This is a genomic window from Tessaracoccus sp. SD287, from assembly GCF_017355265.1.
Classification (GTDB): domain Bacteria; phylum Actinomycetota; class Actinomycetes; order Propionibacteriales; family Propionibacteriaceae; genus Aestuariimicrobium.
Genome location: NZ_JADIJQ010000038.1, coordinates 1 through 22101, shown reverse-complemented (window position 1 = coordinate 22101; position 22101 = coordinate 1). Strand labels below are relative to the sequence as shown.

At 68.6% G+C, this 22101-nt stretch carries 24 protein-coding genes; 18 read left to right on the top strand and 6 right to left on the bottom strand.

The features are described 5' to 3' along the window. The 3 genes from IPV09_RS12565 to IPV09_RS14340 all read left to right on the top strand — a co-directional run. The coding region (locus IPV09_RS12565) for a neutral zinc metallopeptidase (RefSeq protein ID WP_207475603.1) at positions 1-991 on the top strand (991 nt) is incomplete at its 5' end. A 57-nt stretch (positions 992-1048) separates the two neighbouring features. After that, positions 1049-2317, top strand: a complete 1269-nt coding sequence (locus IPV09_RS12560; RefSeq protein ID WP_207475602.1) for a neutral zinc metallopeptidase — start codon at positions 1049-1051, stop codon at positions 2315-2317. A gap of 24 nt (positions 2318-2341) precedes the next feature. Continuing rightward, positions 2342-3448, top strand: a complete 1107-nt coding sequence (locus tag IPV09_RS14340) for a neutral zinc metallopeptidase (protein ID WP_207475601.1) — start codon at positions 2342-2344, stop codon at positions 3446-3448. A gap of 30 nt (positions 3449-3478) precedes the next feature. Here the strand turns inward: IPV09_RS14340 and IPV09_RS12550 are convergent, their stop codons facing one another. Next, the gene (locus IPV09_RS12550; RefSeq protein WP_207475600.1) at positions 3479-3772 is read right to left on the bottom strand and encodes a YciI family protein; all 294 of its coding nucleotides are present in this window, start codon (positions 3770-3772) and stop codon (positions 3479-3481) included. A gap of 522 nt (positions 3773-4294) precedes the next feature. On the opposite strand from IPV09_RS12550, the gene infA reads away from it, so the two are divergent. The 7 genes from infA to rplQ all read left to right on the top strand — a co-directional run bounded on the left by infA (position 4295) and on the right by rplQ (position 8326). Then, a complete protein-coding gene (gene infA / locus IPV09_RS12545) occupies positions 4295-4516 on the top strand; it encodes a translation initiation factor IF-1 (RefSeq protein ID WP_207475599.1) in 222 nt (73 codons plus the stop codon). A 138-nt stretch (positions 4517-4654) separates the two neighbouring features. Beyond that, complete coding sequence (rpmJ, locus tag IPV09_RS12540) at positions 4655-4768, top strand: 50S ribosomal protein L36 (RefSeq protein WP_020575560.1); 114 nt, start codon at positions 4655-4657, stop codon at positions 4766-4768. A 271-nt stretch (positions 4769-5039) separates the two neighbouring features. After that, positions 5040-5414: a 30S ribosomal protein S13 gene (gene rpsM / locus IPV09_RS12535; protein ID WP_207475598.1), complete on the top strand. Its 375-nt coding sequence runs from the start codon at positions 5040-5042 to the stop codon at positions 5412-5414. Between the two features lie 65 nt (positions 5415-5479). Continuing rightward, positions 5480-5890 (top strand): 30S ribosomal protein S11, encoded by a 411-nt coding sequence (gene rpsK / locus IPV09_RS12530; protein WP_207475597.1) that lies wholly within the window; start codon positions 5480-5482, stop codon positions 5888-5890. Between the two features lie 29 nt (positions 5891-5919). After that, positions 5920-6525 (top strand): 30S ribosomal protein S4, encoded by a 606-nt coding sequence (rpsD, locus tag IPV09_RS12525; RefSeq protein ID WP_207475596.1) that lies wholly within the window; start codon positions 5920-5922, stop codon positions 6523-6525. A 163-nt stretch (positions 6526-6688) separates the two neighbouring features. After that, positions 6689-7696, top strand: coding sequence for a DNA-directed RNA polymerase subunit alpha (locus IPV09_RS12520; protein WP_207475595.1), 1008 nt, complete (start codon positions 6689-6691; stop codon positions 7694-7696). Positions 7697-7747: 51 nt separating this feature from the next. Further along, a complete protein-coding gene (gene rplQ / locus IPV09_RS12515) occupies positions 7748-8326 on the top strand; it encodes a 50S ribosomal protein L17 (protein ID WP_207475594.1) in 579 nt (192 codons plus the stop codon). 71 nt (positions 8327-8397) lie between these two features. On the opposite strand, the gene IPV09_RS12510 is transcribed toward rplQ, so the two are convergent. After that, positions 8398-9072, bottom strand: a complete 675-nt coding sequence (locus IPV09_RS12510) for a VOC family protein (protein WP_207475593.1) — start codon at positions 9070-9072, stop codon at positions 8398-8400. A gap of 249 nt (positions 9073-9321) precedes the next feature. Between IPV09_RS12510 and IPV09_RS12505 the strand changes: the two genes are divergently transcribed. From IPV09_RS12505 to IPV09_RS12470, 8 genes are all read left to right on the top strand, one after another. Continuing rightward, the gene (locus IPV09_RS12505) at positions 9322-10323 is read left to right on the top strand and encodes a siderophore ABC transporter substrate-binding protein (protein WP_207475592.1); all 1002 of its coding nucleotides are present in this window, start codon (positions 9322-9324) and stop codon (positions 10321-10323) included. 74 nt (positions 10324-10397) lie between these two features. After that, positions 10398-11399 (top strand): ABC transporter permease, encoded by a 1002-nt coding sequence (locus IPV09_RS12500; protein ID WP_242681586.1) that lies wholly within the window; start codon positions 10398-10400, stop codon positions 11397-11399. Then, positions 11392-12462 (top strand): iron chelate uptake ABC transporter family permease subunit, encoded by a 1071-nt coding sequence (locus IPV09_RS12495; RefSeq protein ID WP_370590320.1) that lies wholly within the window; start codon positions 11392-11394, stop codon positions 12460-12462. The genes IPV09_RS12500 and IPV09_RS12495 overlap by 8 nt, the downstream gene beginning before the upstream one ends. Then, entirely contained in the window at positions 12459-13214 is a 756-nt protein-coding gene (locus IPV09_RS12490) for an ATP-binding cassette domain-containing protein (RefSeq protein ID WP_207475591.1), read from the top strand. The genes IPV09_RS12495 and IPV09_RS12490 overlap by 4 nt, the downstream gene beginning before the upstream one ends. A gap of 177 nt (positions 13215-13391) precedes the next feature. Then, positions 13392-14282 (top strand): ABC transporter ATP-binding protein, encoded by an 891-nt coding sequence (locus tag IPV09_RS12485; protein ID WP_207475590.1) that lies wholly within the window; start codon positions 13392-13394, stop codon positions 14280-14282. Further along, entirely contained in the window at positions 14279-15850 is a 1572-nt protein-coding gene (locus IPV09_RS12480; protein WP_207475589.1) for an ABC transporter permease, read from the top strand. The genes IPV09_RS12485 and IPV09_RS12480 overlap by 4 nt, the downstream gene beginning before the upstream one ends. Positions 15851-15984: 134 nt before the next feature. Then, positions 15985-17100 (top strand): glycosyltransferase, encoded by a 1116-nt coding sequence (locus tag IPV09_RS12475; protein WP_370590321.1) that lies wholly within the window; start codon positions 15985-15987, stop codon positions 17098-17100. After that, positions 17097-17753 carry a hypothetical protein gene (locus IPV09_RS12470; protein WP_207475587.1) on the top strand — a complete coding sequence of 219 codons (657 nt, stop codon included), beginning with the start codon at positions 17097-17099 and terminating at the stop codon, positions 17751-17753. The genes IPV09_RS12475 and IPV09_RS12470 overlap by 4 nt, the downstream gene beginning before the upstream one ends. Before the next feature lie 100 nt (positions 17754-17853). Here the strand turns inward: IPV09_RS12470 and IPV09_RS12465 are convergent, their stop codons facing one another. The 4 genes from IPV09_RS12465 to IPV09_RS12450 form a co-directional block, all read right to left on the bottom strand. Beyond that, positions 17854-18465 carry a superoxide dismutase gene (locus IPV09_RS12465; protein WP_207475605.1) on the bottom strand — a complete coding sequence of 204 codons (612 nt, stop codon included), beginning with the start codon at positions 18463-18465 and terminating at the stop codon, positions 17854-17856. Between the two features lie 101 nt (positions 18466-18566). Next, on the bottom strand, positions 18567-19346 hold the full coding sequence (locus IPV09_RS12460; protein ID WP_207475604.1) for an ECF transporter S component: 780 nt from the start codon (positions 19344-19346) through the stop codon (positions 18567-18569). 50 nt (positions 19347-19396) lie between these two features. Beyond that, complete coding sequence (locus IPV09_RS12455) at positions 19397-20995, bottom strand: ABC transporter ATP-binding protein (protein WP_207475586.1); 1599 nt, start codon at positions 20993-20995, stop codon at positions 19397-19399. Beyond that, positions 20992-22101, bottom strand: a 1110-nt coding sequence (locus tag IPV09_RS12450; protein WP_207475585.1) for an energy-coupling factor transporter transmembrane component T, incomplete at its 5' end; no start/stop codon positions are given. The genes IPV09_RS12450 and IPV09_RS12455, both read right to left, overlap by 4 nt.

Below are 22101 nucleotides of genomic sequence, written 5' to 3'. Positions count from 1 at the left end.
GCAGCCCCCGCCCACCAGTTGGGCGGCCAGGCCGGCGCCACGTCCACCCCGCCGCACCGGCCGCATCGCCGCGGTGCTGACCCTGTTCCTGGTCGTGGGCGTCGTCGCCGGCGTCGCCCTCAGCGGGTACTTCGACCGCGGCTCCACCGCTGCGCCGGTCAAGCTGCCGACCACGACGTCCACGACCGCCACCACCGCGACGGCCACCGGGTCACCCACGGCCACCGCCTCCGCCAGCTCCACCCCGACCCCGACGTCGACCTTTACGCCCTTCCGGGTGCCGAAGACGAAGTGGAAGGCGCTGCCGGTGCCCAGCCCGTCCACCCGGGCGCAGCGGACCGTGCAGGCCAATCCGCTCTACGACATCGCGATGCCGGTGGCCACCACCTGCCCCGCCATCCCGGACGACATCGGGTTGAACGCCGCGTTCCGCACGATCTCGCAGGAACTGCTTGACTGCCAGTTCGTGGCCTGGCAGCCCATCTTCGAGGACCTCGGCTGGCCGTTGGACAAGCCCCAGCTGGTGACCTTCCGTGACTCGGTGTCCACTGCCTGCGGCACGGTCAGCGACGAGCAGTCCTTCTACTGCCCGGCCTCGGCCGAGATCTACCTCAGCGAACAGCGCTTCGAGTCGTCGCAGGACTGGTGGCGGCTGCACTTCGTCAACACGATCGTCCACGAATTCCTGCACCACGTGCAGTCCAGCGCGGGCATCCTGGAGGCCGCCTACCTGCTCGACCTGCGCGAGGACGAGCGCACCCGCCGGGTCGAGCTGCAGGCCTATTGCATGACCTCGCGGATCATGGTGATCACCCCCGCCTTCGAGTTCGGTGCCGAGGACTACCGCATCCTGAAGCAGTGGACGACCGAGGGCGGTTCGGACACCCACGGCAGCGTCTCCTCGCGCAAGCACTGGTGGCTGCGCGGCTTCGACCAGTCGACCCCGGCAGGGTGCAACACCTGGGTGGTCGACGCCGACCAGGTCACCTAGACAGGTCCGGCAGGTCAGCCCATTCCCTGCCGACCCCGCCAGCGGCATGATGGGATCATGAGCCAGTTTCCTGGACAGGGCCACGGGCAGTGGCCGGCCCAGCAGCCGCAGCGGTGGGGACAAGCACCCGCGCCCCAGAACCATTCCCAACCCGGCCGCCCCACCGGTTGGCCGGCCGGCCCGGCACCCCGGCAGCCCTCCGGACAGTTCGGCCCGGTGGGGCCGTGGCCGCCCTACCAGAACTGGCAGCAGCCCGCCCCGCAGTACCCCGGCCCGGGACAGGGGTTCCGGCCACCGCCGCCACCGCCTCGCCGGGGCAACACCATGGGACTGGTCCTGGCCGTCGGGGTCCTGGGCCTGGCCATCGTCTTCGGCCTGTTCGCCTGGGGCCGGAGCAGGGACACTGTCGTCGCCACCACCCAGACCATCGCCGAGACCACCCCCCAGGTCTCGGACCTGGCACCGACACCCAGCCAACCCCCGACGACCAGCGAGCCGCCGAGCACCGAACCACCGACCACCGAACCACCCGTCACGACTGAGCCGCCGACCACCGAAGCGCCGCCCAGCACGGCGATCGGGCTCGGGGTGCTGCCGCAACGGTCCTGGGACCAACTGCCCGGACCCCACTCGACCAACGAACACTGGGTCACCCTGCAGCAGAACACGCTGTACGCAGCTGACGTCCCCACCATGAGCTGTCCCGCGATCCCCACCTCCTTTGACTCGGCCAAGGCCTTCCAGACGTTCGCGTCGACGACCCTGGACTGCCAGTACGCGGGCTGGACGCCGGCCTTCGCGGGCATCGGGGTGGAGCTGCCCATGCCGAAGGTCACCTTCATCGACGGCGCCGTCCAGAGCCCGTGCGGCAAGAGCGGCGAGAACGTGTCCTTCTACTGCGGCACCTGGGATGGCTCCAGCTACGGCATCTACGTCCACACCAGTCTGATCGAACAGTCGAACGAGTGGTGGCGGCTGCGTGCCTTCGAGACCCTGGCCCACGAGTTCGGCCACCACGTGCAGATGGTGAGCGGGGTCATGTGGGCTGCCCAGCAGGTCACCACCGCCGGTGGGATGCAGAATGCCGAGCGGTCCCGACGGATGGAGTTGCAGACCTCGTGCTGGGCTGGTCGGTTGCTGCTGCAGACCCCGGCCACGCAGTTCAACGAGGCCGACCTGCAGACCTACATCGACTGGACCCAGCGCGATCAGGACGAGTGGCACGGCTCCAGGGCGTCGAACGAGTACTGGTGGCAGCGCGGCATGTACATGACCAAGGTGGGCGGCTGCAACACCTTCACGGTGGGCCCCGAGCGAGTCAGCTGAACGGGGATGTCCACCATGCCCCCGGTGCCAGGGCCGGTTCGCCAGTTCCCTCCTGCGGCTGCTCCGCAGCGCTGGACCCAGCCACACACCGCGGCCGGCGGGTGGCATCCCGGTGGTCACCCCGGGTGGCAGACCTCGCCGACGTGGCAGCAGCACTGGCAGCCACCCGGCGGTCAGCCGCCACCCCGCAGCCAGGGGCAACTCGGACTGGTGGTCGCCGTCGTCGTGCTGGTGGCCGCTCTCGGCTTCGGCGCATTCGCGCTGATGCGTCCCGACGCGCCCACCGCCACCACGACCCCGTTGGCCAGCACTCCCGGACCCACGCCGGTGGTGACCACGCCGGTGGTGACCACGCCGGTGGTGACCACCCCGGTGACACCGACCGAACGGATTGGTCTGGCGGTCCTTCCCGAGCGCTCCTGGGACACCCTGCCCGCGCCCAACTCCACCAACCCGCACTGGGTGGTGCTGCAACAGAACACGCTCTACGGCCAAGGAGTCCCGGGGACGACCTGCCCGCCGGTTCCTGATGGGTTCGCCTCCGAAGAGCTGTTCGAAACCTTCATGACCGAGACGATCGAATGCCAACACCGGGGCTGGCAGCCAGTCTTCGAGGCGATCGGCCAACCGCTGGTGATGCCGAAGATCACCTTCATCCGCGGCAGCACCCAGACCCCGTGTGGCACCGGTGAGACCACGTTCTACTGCGGCACCTGGGACGGGTCGCATGTCACCATCTACGTGAACTACTCGCTGATGCAGGAGACGAGCTCGTTTCGCCAGCTGGGCTTCTTCACCGCCACCCACGAGTACGCCCACCACGTGCAGCACCAGTCGAAGATCCTCTGGTCGGGTGCGAGCCTGGCCAGTGAGGGCGCCATCGACACCATGGAGCGCTCGCGGCGACTGGAGTTGCAGGCGTCCTGCTGGACCTCGCGCATCATGGTGGTGACCGAGGCCACGAAGTTCAACCAGTCCGACTACGACCAGTACATCGCCTGGACTCGGCGCGACCTGGGCGAGGTCCACGGCAGCTCGTCCTCGAACCAGTACTGGTGGCAGCGCGGCTTCTACATGGACCGGCTGTCAGGGTGCAACACCTGGACAGTGGGCGCGGATCTGGTCAGCTAGACCTGACGCTGCCGCCGCGCCGGGACGGGCTCAGGTCCGGTCGGCGAGGGCACCGATCACCGGGTTCCACGCGGTGATCCGGCGCACGGCCACCTGGCCGGCCAGGTGGAACGGGTCCTGGTCGAGCAGTGCGGCGACCGTCTCGGCACTGTCGCTCGCAAACACCAGCAGGGCCTCGCCCGGGTCGGTCTGCAGCAGGGGACCCGAGGCGAACAGGTGCCCCTGCTCGACCAGGGTGGCGAGGAAGGCGCGGTGCTGGGGACGCAACTCGTCCTGACGGTCGCGATCATCGGTGTAGGTGTAGTGGGCAACGAAGAAGGCCATGCGGCATCATGGCACGCCCGCCAGGTCTCCGGTGGGGTCGTCCTGCGGGGCATGTTCTGGCGCTGGGGGCAGAACATCGGCTCGGGGCCGCGGGTGGGCCGGACGTCGTGGCACTGAAGGCAGAACGTCCGGTGCGGGGCCGCGGGTGGGCCGGACGTCGTGGCACTGGGGGCAGAACATCCGGTCCGGGGCCGAGGGTGGGCCGGACGTCGTGGCACTGGGGGCAGAACGTCCGGTCGGGGCCGCGGGTGGGCCGGACGTCGTGGCACTGAAGGCAGAACGTCCGGCCCGGGGCGACGGCTGGACCGGACATCGTGGCGCTGGAGCCAGAACATCCGGTCTGGGGTCGCGATTGGACAGGCCGTGGTGGCGTCGCGCGTCGGTGATCCCGGTGATTTGGGCAGAACTCGCGATCTGGCGTAGAGTGGGGCGTCGGTCACGTGTGACCGTGGACGGTTCTGCCTGTGTGGCGCACTTCTGCACCACCTCCGGGCGACCAATCACATCAGAGATGGGAACGCCTTGGCGAAGAAAGAAGGAGCGCTCGAGCTCGAGGGAGTCGTGGTGGAGGCACTGCCCAATGCGATGTTTCGTGTTGAGCTGGCCAACGGCCACAGGGTCCTGGCGACGATCAGCGGCAAGATGCGGCAGCACTACATCCGGATCCTGCCCACTGACCGCGTCGTGGTGGAGCTTTCTCCTTATGACCTGACCCGCGGCCGGATCGTCTACCGCCACAAGTGATCCTCGGGCCAGACCCGAGCCTTCTCGGGGCTGATCTCCCGGGGAAACTGCACCGGAACCCTCGGTTCCACCGCAACTCCATCAACCAAGATCGGGGCGGACCTGTGTCCGAACCGGTTCAGACCAGAAAGTTGCTCGATGAAGGTTCAGCCGAGCGTCAAGAAGATCTGCGACAAGTGCAAGGTGATCCGCCGGCACGGTCGCGTGATGGTGATCTGCGAAAACCCGCGTCACAAGCAGCGCCAGGGCTGAGCCCGACGCCGCACGGCGAGGTTTCTCGCACCACCGCAGTCGCTGACTGCTTCTGACAACTCAATACCCAACACGTGACGCACGCCGGAGCAATCCGGTCCACCCCCGGACGAAGGCCGGGGCCCCACCTCACAGTCCAACTTTGGGCGGGGGGACGCGTCACGCCGCCACACCTTCGCGGTCGCAAGCCGACTCCAGGAACCCTGCGGGAAACAGGGGGAGCGGTGACCGGGACGTGCACGTCGCGTCCGAACCATCGAAAGGTTGCCACATGGCACGCCTCATTGGTGTTGACCTGCCGCGCGAGAAGCGCCTCGAGGTCGCACTGACCTACATTTTCGGAGTGGGCAAGACCCGCGCCGACGAAACCCTGGCCGCCACCGGCATTTCCGGTGACCTGCGCGTCCATGAGCTCACTGATGACCATCTGGTCGCTCTTCGTGATCACATCGAGGCCAACTACGAGACTGAGGGTGACCTGCGCCGAACTGTCGCCTCCGACATTCGCCGCAAGATCGAGATCGGCACCTACCAGGGCCGTCGCCACCGCAGCGGACTGCCCGTTCGCGGTCAGCGCACCCGCACCAATGCTCGTACCCGCAAGGGCAAGAAGAAGGCCGTCGCCGGCAAGAAGAAGGTCCGCTGACCGTTGCCCTGACGGGCATGGTCGGTCGATCTCCTCACGAAGACTCCAGAAAGAGACACAGACTTATGGCAACTGCAGGTCGCAAGGCCGCCGCCGCCAAGACGAAGGTGCGGCGCAAGGAAAAGAAGAACATCACTGTTGGTCAGGCTCACATCAAGTCGACCTTCAACAACACGATCATTGCGATCACCGATCCCAATGGTGCGGTGATTTCGTGGGCATCAGCGGGCACCGTCGGGTTCAAGGGCTCGCGCAAGTCGACCCCGTTCGCCGCCCAGATGGCCGCCGAGAGCGCTGCCCGTCGTGCGATGGACCACGGCATGAAGCGCGTCGAGGTGTTCGTCAAGGGACCCGGCTCGGGTCGTGAGACCGCGATCCGTTCGCTGGCCGCGGCGGGCCTCGAGGTCGGCGCCATCGCCGACGTCACCCCCGTGCCCCACAACGGTTGCCGGCCGCCCAAGCCGCGCCGCAACTGACCCCGACGAGAAGGAAAGAGGACTGAATTATGGCCCGTTACACCGGCCCCATGACCCGCAAGTCCCGCCGTCTTGGCGTGGACCTGGTTGGCAACGACAAGGCGTTCGAGCGTCGTCCCTACCCCCCGGGCGTTCACGGCCGTGGACGCACCAAGGACTCCGAGTACTCGCAGCAGCTGCGCGAGAAGCAGAAGGCTCGTCTGTCCTACGGCGTGCTCGAGAAGCAGTTCCGCCGCTACTACAAGGAAGCGGACAGCCGCCCCGGCAAGACCGGTGACCTGCTGCTGCAGATCCTCGAGTCGCGTCTGGACAACGTCATCTACCGCGCTGGTCTGGCACAGACCCGTCGCCAGGCCCGTCAGTTGGTCTCGCACGGTCACTTCCTGGTCAACGGACACAAGGTGAACATCCCCAGCTACCGGGTGTCCGCCCACGACATCGTCGACATCGCGCCGAAGTCGCTCGACCTGCACCCGGTGGTGGTGGCTCGCGAGACGTTCGGCGAGCGCGACGTGCCGGCCTGGCTGACCGTGCGTCCCAACCGTGGTCGCGTCCTGGTCCACCAGCTGCCCACCCGTGAGCAGATCGTCATCGACGTTCAGGAACAGATGATCGTCGAGCTCTACTCCAAGTGAGCCCGCGCAGCAGCCGTCCAGTCCTGGGCGGCTGCTGCCTCGCCCGTCAGGGCACCCGATCCTCGGATCACCCGATCTTCGGATCACACGTACTGCACCCCGGGAACAGCTTCCGGGGGCCTGTCGCGCCGTCAAATAGTGGTCGGTGCGGGAAGGAACACCCATGCTCATCGCACAGCGTCCGACCCTGTCGGAAGAGGTCGTCGACGAATTCCGCTCGCGGTTCATCATCGAGCCCCTGGAGCCCGGTTTCGGGTACACCCTGGGCAACTCGCTGCGTCGCACCCTGCTCAGCTCGATTCCCGGCGCAGCTGTCACCAGCATCAAGATCGCCGGCACCCAGCACGAGTTCTCGACCGTGCCGGGCGTCGTCGAGGACGTCACCGAGATCATCCTGAACGTCAAGAACCTGGTGCTCTCGTCCGAGGAGGACGAGCCGGTCACCATGTACTTGCGCAACAAGGGTGCCGGCAACGTGACCGCGGCCGACATCGAGACCCCGAGCGGTGTCGAGATCCACAACCCCGACCTGCACATCGCCACCCTCAACGAGGACGGCATGATCGAGATGGAGCTCGTCGTCGAGCGTGGTCGTGGTTACGTCTCGAGCAGCCTGAACAACAACCCGGACGCCGAGATCGGTCGCATTCCCGTCGACTCGATCTACTCGCCGGTGCTGAAGGTCAGCTACAAGGTCGAGGCCACCCGCGTCGAGCAGCGCACCGACTTCGACCGTCTGGTCGTCGACGTCGAGTCGAAGCCGTCGATCACCCCCCGCGACGCCGTGGCTTCGGCCGGGCGCACGCTGGTGGAGCTCTTCGGTCTGGCCCGTGAGCTGAACTACGACGCCGAGGGCATCGAGATCGGCCCGTCGCCGGTCGACGAGCAGCTGGCCCAGGACCTGGCCATGCCGGTCGAGGACCTGAACCTGACGGTTCGCTCGTACAACTGCCTCAAGCGTGAGGGCATCCACACCGTCGGCGAGCTGCTGGGTCGTTCCGAGCAGGACCTGCTCGACATTCGCAACTTCGGCTCGAAGTCGATCGATGAGGTCAAGGCCAAGCTGGCCGAGATGGGCCTCGCCCTCAAGGACAGCGCACCGGGCTTCGACCCGATGACCGCCGTCGCGAACTACGAGGACGACGACTACACCGAGACCGAGCAGTACTGATCCGCATCCGCCACCGGGTGACAGCCCGGTAGAACCTTTGGAGAATCACCCATGCCCAAGCCCACCAAGGGTCCCCGCCTCGGCGGCACCCCGGCCCACGAGCGGATCATCCTGGCCAACCTGGCCAGCCAGCTGTTCGAGCACGGCCGCATCACCACCACCGAGACCAAGGCCAAGCGGGTCCGTCCCCTGGCCGAGCGCCTGATCAGCAAGGCCAAGCGCGGTGACCTGCACAACCGTCGTCTGGTGCTGAGCACCATCACCGACAAGAGCGTCGTCCACGTGCTCTTCGCCGAGATCGCCCCGGCGATGGAGGGACGCGACGGCGGCTACACCCGCATCACCAAGGTCGGCCCCCGCAAGGGCGACAACGCCCCCATGGCCGTGCTCGAGCTGATTACCGAGCCCGTCGCCAAGAAGGCCAAGCCGGTCAAGGCCGAGGAGTCCGCTGAGGACGCCAAGGCCAAGATCGCCGCTGCGGCTGCCGCCGACGAGGTCGAGGTCGACGAGACCGAGGCTGCTGAGGACACCGAGGCTGCCGACGAGACCCCGGCCGCTGACGAGGTTGACGCTGACGAGGTTGACGCCGACGCCGTTGAGGCTGACGCTGACGAGGACGCCAAGGCCTGATCGCCCGGCACCTTCGTGAATCGCCCGCTCCCCCATGCTGGGGGCGGGCGATTCGCGCGTTCAGGGACGGCTCACAGGCGCCAGCTGCCCGCCGGCCCCCGCAGCTCGACCCAGAAGTCGGGGGCACCCTGCGTGACCTGCACGGGCACGCCCAGCTGGTCCAGGGCGGCGGCGATGGTGGTCGGCCGTGGGTGGCTGCCGCCCCAGCCGAACAGCTCCACCTGGCTGGTGATGCTGTCCGCGGGGGAGGGGCCGCCCTGCCAGTCGATCAGGAACGGGACCAGTCCGCTGGGATCGGCCGCCAGCGGAGCGGTCAACCGCCAGTTCAGGACGGTGCCCTCCGGGGTGCTCCGGCTGCCGGGACCGGCGGGGCCGACGGCCAGGCCCTGTTCGTCGAGCAGGGAGGCGGCGCTCTGGTCAAGATCCTGGGGATGCACGGCGAAGGTGCAGGCCTGCGAACCGGTCACCTCGGCCAGATTGAACGGGTACTGCGGGCGGGCCTCCGCGTCCGGGTCGATGGCAATGATCTCGACGTAGGCGCCCTTCCCCAGACCGAGCAGCGCATTGTGGGTGCCGAACTGGGGGTGGGTGCCGCCGGGTTCGGGACGCACCCCGAGGCGGGCTTCGCATTCGTCACAGGCCGCTGCCAGGTCGACGGTGGTGATCACCAGATGGTCCAGCGTGCCGAGGCTCTGACGGGGTTGGACGGTGACGTTGCTCACAGTATGGAAGCGTTCAGAAGGCATGTCATCGTTCTACCCCACGACGACTGCTCAGCGAAATACCTAGCCACAGCGGTCTATGGGCCCGCCCGGACGGAGCCCGCGGCCAGCAGCCTGCCGGGAGCGGTGACCTCGGCCGCCCCGTCGTCAGAGGTAAGGCAAGCCTATGCTAAGGTTCGTGACGGCCGATTAGCCAACAGGACTGTTTCGTAAAGCAACGCTTCGCGAGGTGCGGGCGTTGCTCCATTTCCCCCAGGAGAACCCCGCATGCCCATGGCAGCCCCCCTGAAGAAGAGCTCACGTTGGCTGGTGGCCCTGGTCGCCGCCGCCGCCCTGGCGCTGAGCGGTTGCGGCGGTGCCGCCGACGCCGGCTCCACCACCGCCGTGGCCACCGACGACACCCGCAGCAGCGTCACCATCACCGACAACGGCGGCGAGAAGACCATCACGCTGCCGATCACGTCCTACGTGGCCCTGGACAACCGCACCTTTGAGACGTTGAATGCCTGGAACCTCAAGCCTGCTGCGGCGGCGCGTGCGTTGATGCCCGCCACCAATCCGTGGAAGGCCGACGAGTCCATCCAGGACATCGGCAACCATCGCGAGCCGAACCTGGACCTGATCGTGGCGGCCAACCCGCAGGTCATCATCAGCGGCCAGCGCTTCACCCAGTTCAACGACAAGATCGCTGCCCTGGTGCCCGACGCGGTCATCATCAATGTCGACCCGCGCGAGGGCGAGCCCTTCGACTCCGAACTGAAGCGCCAGAACACCATCCTTGGCGAGATCTTCAACAAGCAGGCCGAGGCCGAGAAGCTGAACGCCGACTTCGACGCCGCCGTCGCCCGCGCCAAGGCTGCCTACCAGCCCGAGACCACGGTGATGGCCGTCACCACGTCCGGCGGCAACATCGGCTACCTCGCCCCCACCGTTGGTCGCACACTGGGCCCGGTCTTCGACATCGTGGGCATGACCCCGGCGCTCAAGGTCGAGGGTTCCTCCGACGACCACCAGGGTGACGACATCTCCGTGGAGGCCATTGCCAAGTCGAACCCCGACCTGGTCATGGTGATGGACCGCGACGCCGCGGTGGCCACCGCCGAGGCTGGCTACAAGCCGGCCAACGAACTGATCAAGAACAGCGCCGCGCTGCAGAACGTGACCGCCGTCAAGAGCGACGCCATCGTCTACATGCCGGCCGACACCTACACCAACGAGGGCATCCAGACCTACACCGAGTTCTTCGACGCGCTGGCCGACCAGCTCGAGAAGTAGGCACGGACCCTCACCCCGTGGAGGCGGGTGGGCGGCCAACGGCCCCCCGACCGCCCACTTCGCCAAGGTTGCCCATGACACCAGACGTGCTCACCGCCGATGCCCCCGCGGCCCGGCCCCCGACCCGGGAACGGTTGCTGGACCCCAAGCTGTTGATCGGGATCCTCGTGGTTGCCGGGCTGCTCGTCGTCTCCCTGTTCACCGGGGTCTACGACGTGGTCGGTGGTCAGGGCGGTCGGGAGATGTTTGCCATCACCCGGGTTCCCCGCACCGTCGCCCTGGTGCTCGCCGGGGCCGCCATGGCCATGTCCGGGCTGGTCATGCAGCTGTTGACCCAGAACCGCTTCGTCGAACCGACCACCACGGGCACCACTGAATGGGCGGGCCTGGGGCTGCTGGTCGTGATGATCCTGTTCCCGGGGGCCAGCGTCGGCCAGCGCATGATCGGGGCCATCGCCTTCGCCTTCATCGGCACCATGGTGTTCTTCGCCTTCCTGCGCCAGGTGAAGCTGCGCTCCTCGCTGATCGTGCCCATCGTCGGCATCATGCTCGGCGCGGTGGTCAGTTCGGTCTCGACCTTTCTGGCGCTGCAGACCAACCTGCTGCAGAACCTGGGGGTGTGGTTCGCCGGCAGCTTCACCTCGGTGCTCAAGGGCCAGTACGAAATGTTGTGGGTCGCCGCACTCGTGGTGGTCGCCGTCTTCTTCGTTGCCGACCGGTTCACCGTCGCCGGTCTGGGGGAGGACATCGCCACCAACGTGGGCCTCAACTACCAGCGGGTGATCCTGCTCGGCACCGGACTGATTGCCGTCGCCAGCGGGGTGGTCACCGTGGTGGTCGGCAACCTGCCCTTCCTGGGTCTGATCGTCCCCAATGTCGTCTCGATGTTCCGCGGTGACGACCTGCGCAGCAACCTGCCGTGGGTCTGCCTGCTCGGCGTGGGCCTGGTCACCGTCTGCGACCTGTTCGCCCGCACCATCATCGCCCCCTTCGAGATTCCTGTCTCGGTGGTCCTGGGCATCGTGGGGGCCGTCGTCTTCATCGTCGTCCTGTTGAGGCAGCGCCGCCGTGGCTGATTCCATGCTCACCATCCCCGCCCAGGCACTGCCCGTCGCGCCGTCGGCACCGCCCGACCGGCAGCGCAGCTCGCAGAGCCTGCCCACCCGCCGGGCACGCCGCCGGTTCCTGACCGTGGTCGTGGTGCTGGCCACCCTCAGCGTGCTGTTCGCCGTCGGGCTGGTCGTCTGGAACAACCCGGTGCCCTTCGGCACGGCCGGCTTCTGGCGCGTCGCCGAGATGCGCACCACCAACATCATCGTGATGGCGGTGGTCGCCGTCTGCCAGGCCACCGCCACCGTCAGCTTCCAGACGGCCACCCACAACCGCATCATCACCCCCTCGATCATGGGCTTCGAGGCGCTGTACGTCGCCGTCCAGACCACCGCGATCTACGTGCTCGGGGTGGCGGGGGTGATGGCCGTGAAGGGCACCAGCCAGTACCTGCTGCAGATCGCGCTGATGGTGGGCTTCTCGCTGCTGCTCTACGGATGGTTGTTGTCGGGACGCTACGCCAACATCCAGGTGATGCTGCTGATCGGCATCATCATTGGCGGCGGACTGGGATCGGTCTCGACCTTCATGCAGCGGATGCTGGCACCCAGCGAGTTCGACGTGCTCAGCGCGCGACTGTTCGGCAACCTGTCGAATGCCGAGACCGACCAGCTGGGCGTCGCGGTGCCGCTGTGCCTGGTCGCCGCCGGACTGCTGTGGGCGAAGTCCCGCAGCCTGAACCTGCTGGCCATGGGCAAGGACACTGCCACGAACCTCGGGCTGAACCATCGCCGGCAGACCATGGTGGTGCTGTTCCTGGTCTCGGTGCTGATGGCCGTCTCCACCGCCCTGGTCGGCCCGATGACCTTCCTCGGCTTCCTGGTGGCGACCCTGGCCTACCAGTTCGCCGACACCCACGATCACCGCTACGTCTTCCCGGTCGCCGTGCTGACCTGCTTCACCGTGCTCAGTGGCGCCTACTTCGTGATGCGCCACGTCTTCTACGCCCAGGGCACCGTCTCGATCATCATCGAACTGGTCGGCGGCACCGTCTTCCTCGTCCACATCCTCAGAAAGGGCCGCCTGTGATCTCCGTCGCCGAAGCAGCCAAGCAGTACAGCAGCACGGTCAGGATCGGGCCCGTCAGCCTGACCCTGCCCGCTGGCGGGGTCACGGCCCTGGTCGGCCCCAACGGTGCCGGAAAGTCCACCATGCTCACCATGATGGGACGCCTGCTCGGTCTGGACGAGGGTGCCATCAAGATCGCCGGCTACGACGTCACCACCACGGCGTCCAAGGACCTGGCCAAGATCGTCTCGATCCTGCGCCAGGAGAACCACTTCATCACCCGGCTCACCGTGCGCCAACTGGTCGCCTTCGGGCGCTTCCCCTACTCCGGGGGGCGGATCACCGCCGAGGACGAGCGGATCATCAGCGAGTCCATCGACTTCCTGCACCTCAATGAGTTCGAGGATCGCTACCTGGACCAACTGTCCGGGGGGCAACGCCAGCGGGCCTACGTGGCCATGGTGCTCACCCAGAACACCGACTACATCCTGCTGGACGAGCCGCTGAACAACCTGGACATGCGCCACTCGGTGCAGATGATGCAGCACCTGCAGCGTGCCAGCAAGGAACTCAACCGCACCATCGTCATCGTGCTGCACGACATCAACTTCGCGGCCAGGTACTCCGACTACATCTGCGCCATGAAGGACGGGGTGGTCTACGACTTCGGCACCCCGGACCAGATCATGACCGCAGAGAAGTTGACCGGATTGTTCGAGACACCCGTGACGATCCTGGACGGTCCCCACGGACGGCTGGCCTGCTACTACTGAGTGGAGCCCAAGCCGCCACCTGCCGTCCCCGCGCCCAAGCAGCAGCTGCATACTGGAGGTGCTGAACCGCCTGCATGTCGTGCACCCCGGCACCGCATGCAGGTCGGGCACGATGCAGGTTGGGCCCCATCCTCCGTGGAAGATCCTGGCTCGACACCCGCTGACCCAGGAGCGACCATGTCCGTGATCACCACCGAGAACCTGGTCAAGACCTTCGGGGCCACCCGTGCCCTGGACGGGCTCGACCTCACCGTCGAGCAGGGCGAGGTGCACGGGTTCCTCGGCCCCAACGGCTCCGGGAAGTCCACCACCATCCGCATCCTGCTGGGCCTGATGCGCCACGACTCCGGACGCGCCACCCTGTTCGGGCGCGATCCCTGGAAGGACGCCGTGGCGCTGCATCGCCGACTGGCCTACGTGCCGGGTGACGTGGTGCTGTGGCCGGCCCTCACCGGAGGCCAGGCCATCGACATCCTGGCCGGCGCCCACGGATCCATCAACACCGCACGCCGCGACGACCTCGTCCAACGCTTCGAGCTCGACCCCACCAAGAAGTCACGCAGCTACTCCAAGGGCAACCGGCAAAAGGTGTGCCTGGTGGCGGCGCTCGCCACGGACGTCGAACTGTTGATCCTGGACGAGCCGACCGCGGGGCTCGACCCCTTGATGGAACGCGTCTTCCAGGACGTCATCGACGAGCGCAAGGCCCAGGGCGTCACCGTGCTGCTGTCCAGCCACATCATGGGCGAGGTGGAGGCCCTGGCCGACACGGTCAGCATCATCCGTGACGGACGACTGGCCAGCAGCGGCACCCTGGCCGACCTGCGTCGCCACACCCGCAGCCACGTCCACGCCGTCACCCGCAGCGCCCCGCAGATTCCGGCGGGCGCCGACGTGCGCACCGCGCCGTCCGGTGGCCTGGCCGAGACCAGTGGCAGCGTCGACGCCGAGCACATGGCCGACCTGGTCGCCGCCCTGCACGCCGCCGGGCTCGAGACGCTGACCGTCACCCCACCCAGCCTGGACGACCTGTTCCTGCGCAACTACGAGGTGGACCAGCCGCGATGAACATTGCCAACCTCGCCACCATGCAGGCCATCCAGTGGCGGACGGGATGGAAGGTGCTGCTGGTCTGGGTCGCCACCATCGTCGCACTGATGGGCGTCACCGCGCTCGCCATGAACGACAACTACGCCACCCCCGAGGCGATCGCCGCCTACGCCCAGTCGGTCGGGTCGGGCCCGGCCATCAAGATGCTCAACGGCAACGTGGCGGGGCTGGACACCCTGGGCGGCATCCTGGCCAACGAGTTCGGTTTCATCGCCTCGTTCATGGTGCCGATCATGGGCATTGCCCTGGTCTCCCGCTCGACCCGCCGCGAGGAGGAGGCAGGTCGACTGGAACTGATGCTGGCCGCCGCCATCGGACGCCACGCCCCGCTGGTCGCCTCCCTCATCCTGGCCACGATGGCCGCGGCCGTCACCGGGTTGGCCTGCTGGGCCGCCACCCTGGGCACCGACGTCGACCCGGTGGGCGCCGCCTGGTACAGCGCGGCGCTGGCCGTCCTGCTGCTGTTCTTCGCCGGGGTGGCCGCGGTCGCCGCCCAGGTGGTGGAGTCCAACCGCGGGGTCTGGATGATCGGTCTGGCGGTGGCGGTGGGCTCCTTCCTGGTCCGCGGACTGGGTGCGGTCAACGAGTCCTGGTACGGCTGGCTGTCGCCCCTGGGCCTGTTCGACGGTGTCCGGGCCTTTGGGGAGCCGCGGGGGTGGCCGCTGCTGGTCTCGCTGGCGGGGGCGCTGACGCTGGTCGCGCTCGCCCTGGCCCTGAACGCGCGTCGGGACCTTGGCGCCGCGCTGGTGCGCAGCCGTCCCGGCGACCCGCGAGCCTCGGCCGGTCTACGCTCGGGGTGGGGGCTGGCACTCTTCGAGCATCGCGGGGCCATCACCGGCTGGATCGTGGGAGCCGCGGTGGTGATGGCCATCTACGGGTCCCTGGCCCAGCAGGTCGTGAAGGCGATCGAGACGATCCCCGAACTGCAGGTGTGGGTCGAGGGCGCGCTGGACGCGATCATGGCCATGTTCGTGATGATGGCCTCCATGCTGGCCGCCGCCGCCGGGGTGTCCCTGGGCGGCTCGTTGCGGGCAGGTGAGACCTCCGGTCGCGTCGAGGCAGTCCTGGCCGGACCGCGCAGCCGGACCGGATGGATCGGTCGTCAGCTGCTGGTGGTCAGCCTGGGCTCACTGCTCGTCCTGGCGGTGGGGACGGTGGTGCTGGCAGCGTCGGCGGCGGCCTCGCTGGGTGATGATCGACTGTGGGGCGACATCCTGTCCGCGGCCGCAGCCCACGCGCCGGTGGTCCTGGTCTTCAGCGGGTTCTCGGTGCTGTTGTTCTGCCTCGCGCCCCGGGTCCGCGGCTGGCTGTGGGTGGTGTTCGGGCTGTCGGGTTTCATCGCCTACATGGCCACGGCGCTGAACCTGCCCGACTGGCTGGTCGACAACAGCCCCTTCCTGGCCATGGGGCAGGTGCCGGCCGACGCGATCCGCTGGACTGGGGTGCTGGTGCTCTCGGCGCTGGCCCTGGCCGCCCACGTCGCGGCGGTGGTCGTGTTCAGGCGCCGCGAGCTCCCGATCGTGTGAGCACCGGTCGCCGAGTCACACGCGTCGGGGTCGTCCCGTTCAGCAGGCCACCGAGCCACTAGGCTGGCCCGGTGACCACGCCCCGACTGCGCATCGCCCAACTCGCGAACTTCGTGGGCCCGGTCTCCGGTGGCATGCGGGTGGCCCTGGAGGCGCTCGGCAAGGGGTACGTCGCCGCCGGGCACGAACGCATCATGGTCATTCCCGGGGAACGCGACACCGTCACCGAGACCGAGAACGGCACCGTCGTCCAGGTCAGGGCCCCCAAGATCTCAAAGCACTACCGGATGATCGCCACCCCGTGGCGGGCGCTGGACGTGCTGGACCGGTTCAATCCGACCTCGATCGAGGTCTCCGACAAGTGGACCCTGTCACCGGCGGGCAAGTGGGCACGCAAGCGGGGCATCGGTTCGGCATTGTTCAGCCACGAACGCCTCGACGACATGCTGGCCGGCTGGTTCAAACGACAGTTCGGCGTCGAGACCGCGGTGGGTGCACTCAACCGGCGCCTGTCCCAGCAGTTCGACGCGGTGGTGGTGACCTCGCGCTACGCCGCCGACGAGTTCCTCGACACCGGCGCCCGGCTCTGGCACGTTCCCCTCGGCGTCGACCTGGCCACGTTCCACCCGATGGGCTACCAGACACCCGGCACCGGTCCGGACCGGGACGAGCCCCGGGCACCCATCCGGCTGTGCTACGTCGGACGGATGTCGCACGAGAAGGACCCCCAGCTCGGGGTCGCGGCCGCCGTCGAGCTGCACCGCCGTGGCGTACCCGTCGAACTCCACATGTACGGCACCGGCCCGGACGTCGAGAAGATGAAGCTGCAGGCCGGCGACGCGCCCGTCATCTTCCACGGGTTCGTGGACGGACGCGACGAGGTGGCCAGGCGCTTCGCGCACAGCGACATCTCCTACTCGGTCTCACCGTCGGAGACCTTCGGGCTGGCGGTGCTGGAGGCGCTGGCCTGCGGCACGCCGGTGGTGACCAGCAACCGTGGCGGCGCCCATGAACTTGTCGACCAGACCAGCGGCGAGTTCGGCCCGCCGACCGCTGAGGGCATCGCCGACGCCACCGAACGCCTGATCGGGCGTCTGGGCCCCGACCTGCGGACCGCGGCCCGGGCACGCGCCGAGCAGTACACCTGGCAGGCCAGCATCGACAAGATGCTGGAACTGCACACCCGACTGGCCCGCCTCGACACCCAGCCCGGATCGGACCACCCACCCACCGAAGGGGACCAGCGATGAGTTCAGGCACGCGTGCACGACGACTGCTGGCAGCTGCCGCGGTGGCCGTGGCCCCCGTGGTGGTGCGCGCCCCGGGCGCCCGGCCCATCGCACCGGACGGGGTCCACGACGTCCAGGAGGCGATCGACGCCTGCGTGGAGTCCCAGCTGCACGGCTGGGACCTGGTCGACCACGCCACCCAGCTGGTGCACCGCAAGTACAGCCACTACTCCTGCTACCACTGGTGGGAGACCCCGGCCCAGTCCTTTGCCCGCAGCCGGGGGCAGTCCAACCAGTACAACACCGTGCTCGCCCGGGTGCTGCGCGGGCTCGGGTTCCGGGTGCGCACGGTGCACGCGGCCCGGGTGCGACTGACCCGTTCACCGTGGTGGCACAGCGGCCACACCTGGCTCGAGGTCACCATCGACGGACGCACCCGCGATGTCTGCGCCAGCCGGGCCGAGAACCGCTCCGACGACGTCCACTTCGTCCCGGTGACCACGGTGCGCCCGTTCCGGGGGCTGACCTACCTGGACACCACCCTGGGGCTGGCCCCCATCGTCACCGTCCTGGTCTGGAAGGCCTGGCTGAATGGTGAGGCGCTGCCGCGGTGGATCTATCGGCCCTTCGACGAGGCCGCCAGCACCGAGGGATGGCCGACCTCGCGCGGCTGACGGGCCCCGCCGACGGTCCTGGAAACGCAGAACGCCCCCTGCGAGCAGGCAGGGGGCGTCCGGGCGGTGCGGGCCTGATCAGATCAGGTCGGCGGCCTTATCAGATCAGGTCGGCGGCCTTGGCGCGGTTGAAGCGATCGGTGACGTCGGTCCAGTTGACCACGTTCCACCAGGCGGTGACGTAGTCAGCCTTGACGTTCTTGTACTGCAGGTAGTAGGCGTGCTCCCACATGTCGAGCTGCAGCAGCGGCACCTGGCCGGCCGGCAGGTTGCCCTGCTGGTCGTAGAGCTGGGCAATGTTCAGGCGCTTGCCGAGCAGGTCCCAGACCAGGATGGACCAGCCGGAGCCCTGGACGGCCTTGGCGTTCTCGTTGAAGTGCTTCTGGAAGCCGTCGAAGCTGCCGAAGTACTCGTCCAGCGCCGCCGACAGTTCGCCGTCGGGGCGGCCGCCGCCGTCCGGCGACATGTTCTTCCAGAACACGGAGTGGTTGATGTGGCCACCCAGGTGGAAGGCGAGGTCCTTCTCCAGTTTGTTCACATTGCCGAACTCGCCCTTCTCGCGGGCCTCGGCCAGCTTCTCGAGAGCGGTGTTGGCGCCGGCCACGTAGGTGGCGTGGTGCTTGGAGTGGTGCAGCTCCATGATCTCGGGCGCGATGTGCGGTGCGAGTGCGCCGTAGTCGTAGTCGAGGTCGGGCAGGGTGTAGACAGTCACAGGCATGCCTTTCTTCAGGTGTGTCCTTGTCCCGGCGTTGGACGCCAGAACTCACTGACGAGCCTATTGCCCACGGCCGGGCCTCGCCATGATTGGCGAAATCATTCAGCTACTGGCGCAGGCGCTGGTGGGGGGCCGAATGAGGCCCGGCGGGCCGCCCGACGCAGGATCCGCAGCAGCGGCGGGCCCAGCAGCACCAGCAGCACGATGGTGGTCACCGCCCGCCCCAGGTTCCAACCCATGGACGTGGCCACGTTGAACCAGAAGAAGCGCACCAGGTTCGCCCACGGCCCGGCGTCGGCGTCGAAGGAGATCTGGGAGTCCCCACCGGCGGCGAACGGCCAGAACGAGAAGTCGATCAGCCAGCCGTAGGCGAAGGACGCCACCGCCGAGTAGACCGCCAGCAGCGCGATCTCACTGCGTCCCCGCAGTTGCGGCAGCAGGCCCGCGCCCAGCCCCAGCAGGCCAGAGGCCAGCATCTGGTAGGGCAGCCACGGCCCGACGCCACCGGTGAGCAGGGCGGACGCGAACAGTCCGGTGTTGCCCAGCACGAAGCCGAACCCGGGCCCGAACACGCGTCCGGAGATGATGATCGGCAGGAACACCGTCTCCAGCCCGGCGGTGCCGGCACCCAGCGGACGGACGCCGGCCACCACCGCCGACATCACCCCCAGCAGGGCCAGCGCCTTCACGTCGGAGTGCTCGCCGGTGATCTGGGCGGTGACCACCGCCAGCACCAGTCCGACCACCCCGATCAGCATCATCGGCGCCAGCTTGTTGCCGGCCAGCACGGAGCCGGGGGACAGGATCAGCGGCCAGCCGAAGGCCAACAGCCCCAGCACGGCAGCGATGGCGACCATCACCCACGAGCGCACCGACATCTCGATGGCGGCGTGCGGACGCCGGGACCTCGTCGCGGCTGCTCCCGGCGTCACGGCTGCTCCCGGTGCAGGTCGGCCAGGGTGAGCACCGGCTCGGGATGGAAGATCTTGGCCAACTGCGGGGCGAAGACCGGTGAACTGGTCAACACCTCGCGGGTGGGGCCATCAGCGACCACCTCACCATCGCCCAGGACGACGGTGCGCTGTGAGGTGGCGGCGGCGAACTCGACGTCGTGGGTGCTCACCACCACGCAGACGCCCTCGGCGGCCACCGTGGCCAGGATGCCGGTCAGCTGGTGCTTCATGGCGTAGTCCAGACCGCGGGTGGGCTCGTCCAGCAGGATGATCCTGGGCCCGGCAGCGAGCTGGATGGCCAGCACCAGGCCGAGCCGTTGTCCCTCGGACAGGTCGCGGGGGTCCAGGTCGGGGGGCAGGTCGAGCCCGAGCCCGGTCAACACGTTCGCGGTGGTTTCGGGCGGGAGTCCGGACTCGTGGTCGGCCTGGCGGCACTCGTCGGCCACGGTGGGCAGGTACAGCAGGTCAGCGGGGGTCTGTGGCACCAGCGCCAGGGTGTGCCGCAGGTCGGCGGGTTTCGTGGTCCGCGGGTTGAGGCCGGCGACCCGGACGCTGCCGCGATGGTCCAGGGCGCCCTGCAGGGTCCACAGCAGGGTCGACTTGCCGGCGCCATTGCGTCCCATCACGGCGGTGATGCTGCCGGCGGTGAAGGTGAGGCTGACCCCGGCCAGGGCCTGGACGCGGCCGTGGCGCACCTGCAGGTTGTCGACCTGCACCGCCACCTCGGCGGGCGCCGTCGGCAGCGGTGGCGCAGCGGGTGCGGCGAGGTGCAGCGGGCTCGGCTGGAGGCTGAGGCGTCGTCTGGCCTCGCGCACGCTGAGCGGCACGGGGGTCCAGTCCATGACGCGAGCCAGGTCGGAAAGGGGCGGCACCACGTCGGCGCGGGCCAGGATCTCGCCCGGGTCACCGTGGTGCAGGCTGCCGTCTCCCGGCAGCCACAGCATCGAGTCGGCCGCGTGCATCACCCGCTCCAGTCGATGCTCGGCGAGCACGACGGTGAGTCCGACCTCGTGGACCAGGGTGGTGATGGCCGAGAGCACGTCCTGGGCCGCGGTGGGGTCAAGTGCCGAGGTGGGTTCGTCCAGCACCACGACCCGGGGCTGGGCGGCCAGCACCGAGGCGATCGCTACCCGCTGCTGCTGGCCACCCGACAGGCTCTGGAGCGGACGTCGCCGCACCTCACCGATGCCCATCACGTCGAGTGTCTCCTCGACCCGTTTGCGCATGGCCGCCGGGGACAGGCCGAGTTGCTCCATGCCGTAGGCGACCTCGTCCTCGACGGTGTCGGTGACGAAGCCCTGGCTGGGGTCCTGGCCGACGTAGCCGACCACGTCGGCCAGGTCGCGGGGACGGTGGGTGCGGGTGCTGCGGCCATCGATCCGCACCTCGCCGGCAAGGTGGCCACCGGTGAAGTGGGGGACCAGGGCGTTGATCGCACCGAGCAGGGTGGACTTGCCGGTGCCGGTGCGTCCGATGACGACGCACAGGTCACCCTCGGCGATCACCGCCGACACCTCACTGAGGACCGCTGGGCGGTCCTGGTAGCTGATGGAGACCCGGTCAAAGGTGATCATCGGGTGGCCTCCGGTGGGGGTTCGGTGAGCAGGAGTGGTGCGGCGAGCAGGCCCACGGCCACCAGCATCACCGGCGTCAGGGCGGGCCACTGCAGGGGTCGCACCGCGGGGTGGACGGCGCCCGGGTCGGCCACCTGGAGCCAGCCGACGACGCCCACGCCGAGCAGTCCGACGACTGCGACGGCCGTGTCCTGCCAGCGCCAGGGGTGTGGCCGGTACCGGCTGATCCGCTGCCCGCGTCCGGACAGGTGCAGCCCGAACAGTGCGGCGAGGGTGCCGGCGACCAGTCCCACCAGCGACCACAGCCGGGCATCGGGCATCGCGAAGAGGGCATAGGACGACAGCACCAGGACGACCAGGGCGGCGATCAGCAGCGCCGAGGCGCCCCAGCGCCAACCGCGGCCGTGCCACCCGCCGTCGGAGCCGGCGGACAGGTTGCGGCCATAACCGCGGGACTCCATGGCGGTGGCCAGGCGCATCGAGCGGTCGAGGGCGTCGGCCATCACCGGGACCAGCACGGCGACCACGGCGCGCCATCCCCGGTCGGTGCCGCCGCGCAGACGGCGCGCCCGGCGCACCCGCCGCAGCGACTCGACCAGTTGCGGGGCCACGCTCAGGGCGATCACGACCGCGACCGACAATTGGTTCAGGGCCGCCGGCACCGACTTGAGCGCCTGGCGCGGGTTGGCCAGCGCATTGGCGGCCCCGATGCAGACGATGATGGTGCCCAAACGCAGCCCGTCGTAGGTGGCGGCCAGCACGGCGTTCAGGGTGACGGGTCCGCCGAAGCGGATGCCGGCCGTCCAGTCCGGCAACTGCACCTCGGGGATGGTGATCAGCACCAGACCGTCGCGCGAGCCGCCCAGCAGTGCCATCAGCACCACCCGGAAGCCGATCACGGTGAAGGCGAGCACCAGGTAGGCGCTGACCGAACGGGCCCAGGGCGCATCGCTGCGACGGGCCAGGGCGACCAGCACGACGGCGGTGATGATGAGCACCAGAAGCAGCGGGTTGGTGGTGAAGCTCGCCGTCATGGCTGCCCCCAGCGCCCACGCCCACCACGCCCACGGATGGGTGGTGCGTCCCACCGGACGACCGCCGCGCCG

Coding starts and splice junctions, on each gene's coding strand:
- IPV09_RS12560 (WP_207475602.1), top strand. CDS start 1,049: ATGAGCCAGTTTCCTGGACAGGGCCACGGGCAGTGGCCGGCCCAGCAG.
- IPV09_RS12550 (WP_207475600.1), bottom strand. CDS start 3,772: ATGGCCTTCTTCGTTGCCCACTACACCTACACCGATGATCGCGACCGT.
- rpmJ (WP_020575560.1), top strand. CDS start 4,655: ATGAAGGTTCAGCCGAGCGTCAAGAAGATCTGCGACAAGTGCAAGGTG.
- rpsM (WP_207475598.1), top strand. CDS start 5,040: ATGGCACGCCTCATTGGTGTTGACCTGCCGCGCGAGAAGCGCCTCGAG.
- rpsK (WP_207475597.1), top strand. CDS start 5,480: ATGGCAACTGCAGGTCGCAAGGCCGCCGCCGCCAAGACGAAGGTGCGG.
- rpsD (WP_207475596.1), top strand. CDS start 5,920: ATGGCCCGTTACACCGGCCCCATGACCCGCAAGTCCCGCCGTCTTGGC.
- IPV09_RS12520 (WP_207475595.1), top strand. CDS start 6,689: ATGCTCATCGCACAGCGTCCGACCCTGTCGGAAGAGGTCGTCGACGAA.
- rplQ (WP_207475594.1), top strand. CDS start 7,748: ATGCCCAAGCCCACCAAGGGTCCCCGCCTCGGCGGCACCCCGGCCCAC.
- IPV09_RS12510 (WP_207475593.1), bottom strand. CDS start 9,072: ATGCCTTCTGAACGCTTCCATACTGTGAGCAACGTCACCGTCCAACCC.
- IPV09_RS12505 (WP_207475592.1), top strand. CDS start 9,322: ATGGCAGCCCCCCTGAAGAAGAGCTCACGTTGGCTGGTGGCCCTGGTC.
- IPV09_RS12500 (WP_242681586.1), top strand. CDS start 10,398: ATGACACCAGACGTGCTCACCGCCGATGCCCCCGCGGCCCGGCCCCCG.
- IPV09_RS12485 (WP_207475590.1), top strand. CDS start 13,392: ATGTCCGTGATCACCACCGAGAACCTGGTCAAGACCTTCGGGGCCACC.
- IPV09_RS12480 (WP_207475589.1), top strand. CDS start 14,279: ATGAACATTGCCAACCTCGCCACCATGCAGGCCATCCAGTGGCGGACG.
- IPV09_RS12475 (WP_370590321.1), top strand. CDS start 15,985: ATGCGGGTGGCCCTGGAGGCGCTCGGCAAGGGGTACGTCGCCGCCGGG.
- IPV09_RS12470 (WP_207475587.1), top strand. CDS start 17,097: ATGAGTTCAGGCACGCGTGCACGACGACTGCTGGCAGCTGCCGCGGTG.
- IPV09_RS12460 (WP_207475604.1), bottom strand. CDS start 19,346: ATGTCGGTGCGCTCGTGGGTGATGGTCGCCATCGCTGCCGTGCTGGGG.
- IPV09_RS12455 (WP_207475586.1), bottom strand. CDS start 20,995: ATGATCACCTTTGACCGGGTCTCCATCAGCTACCAGGACCGCCCAGCG.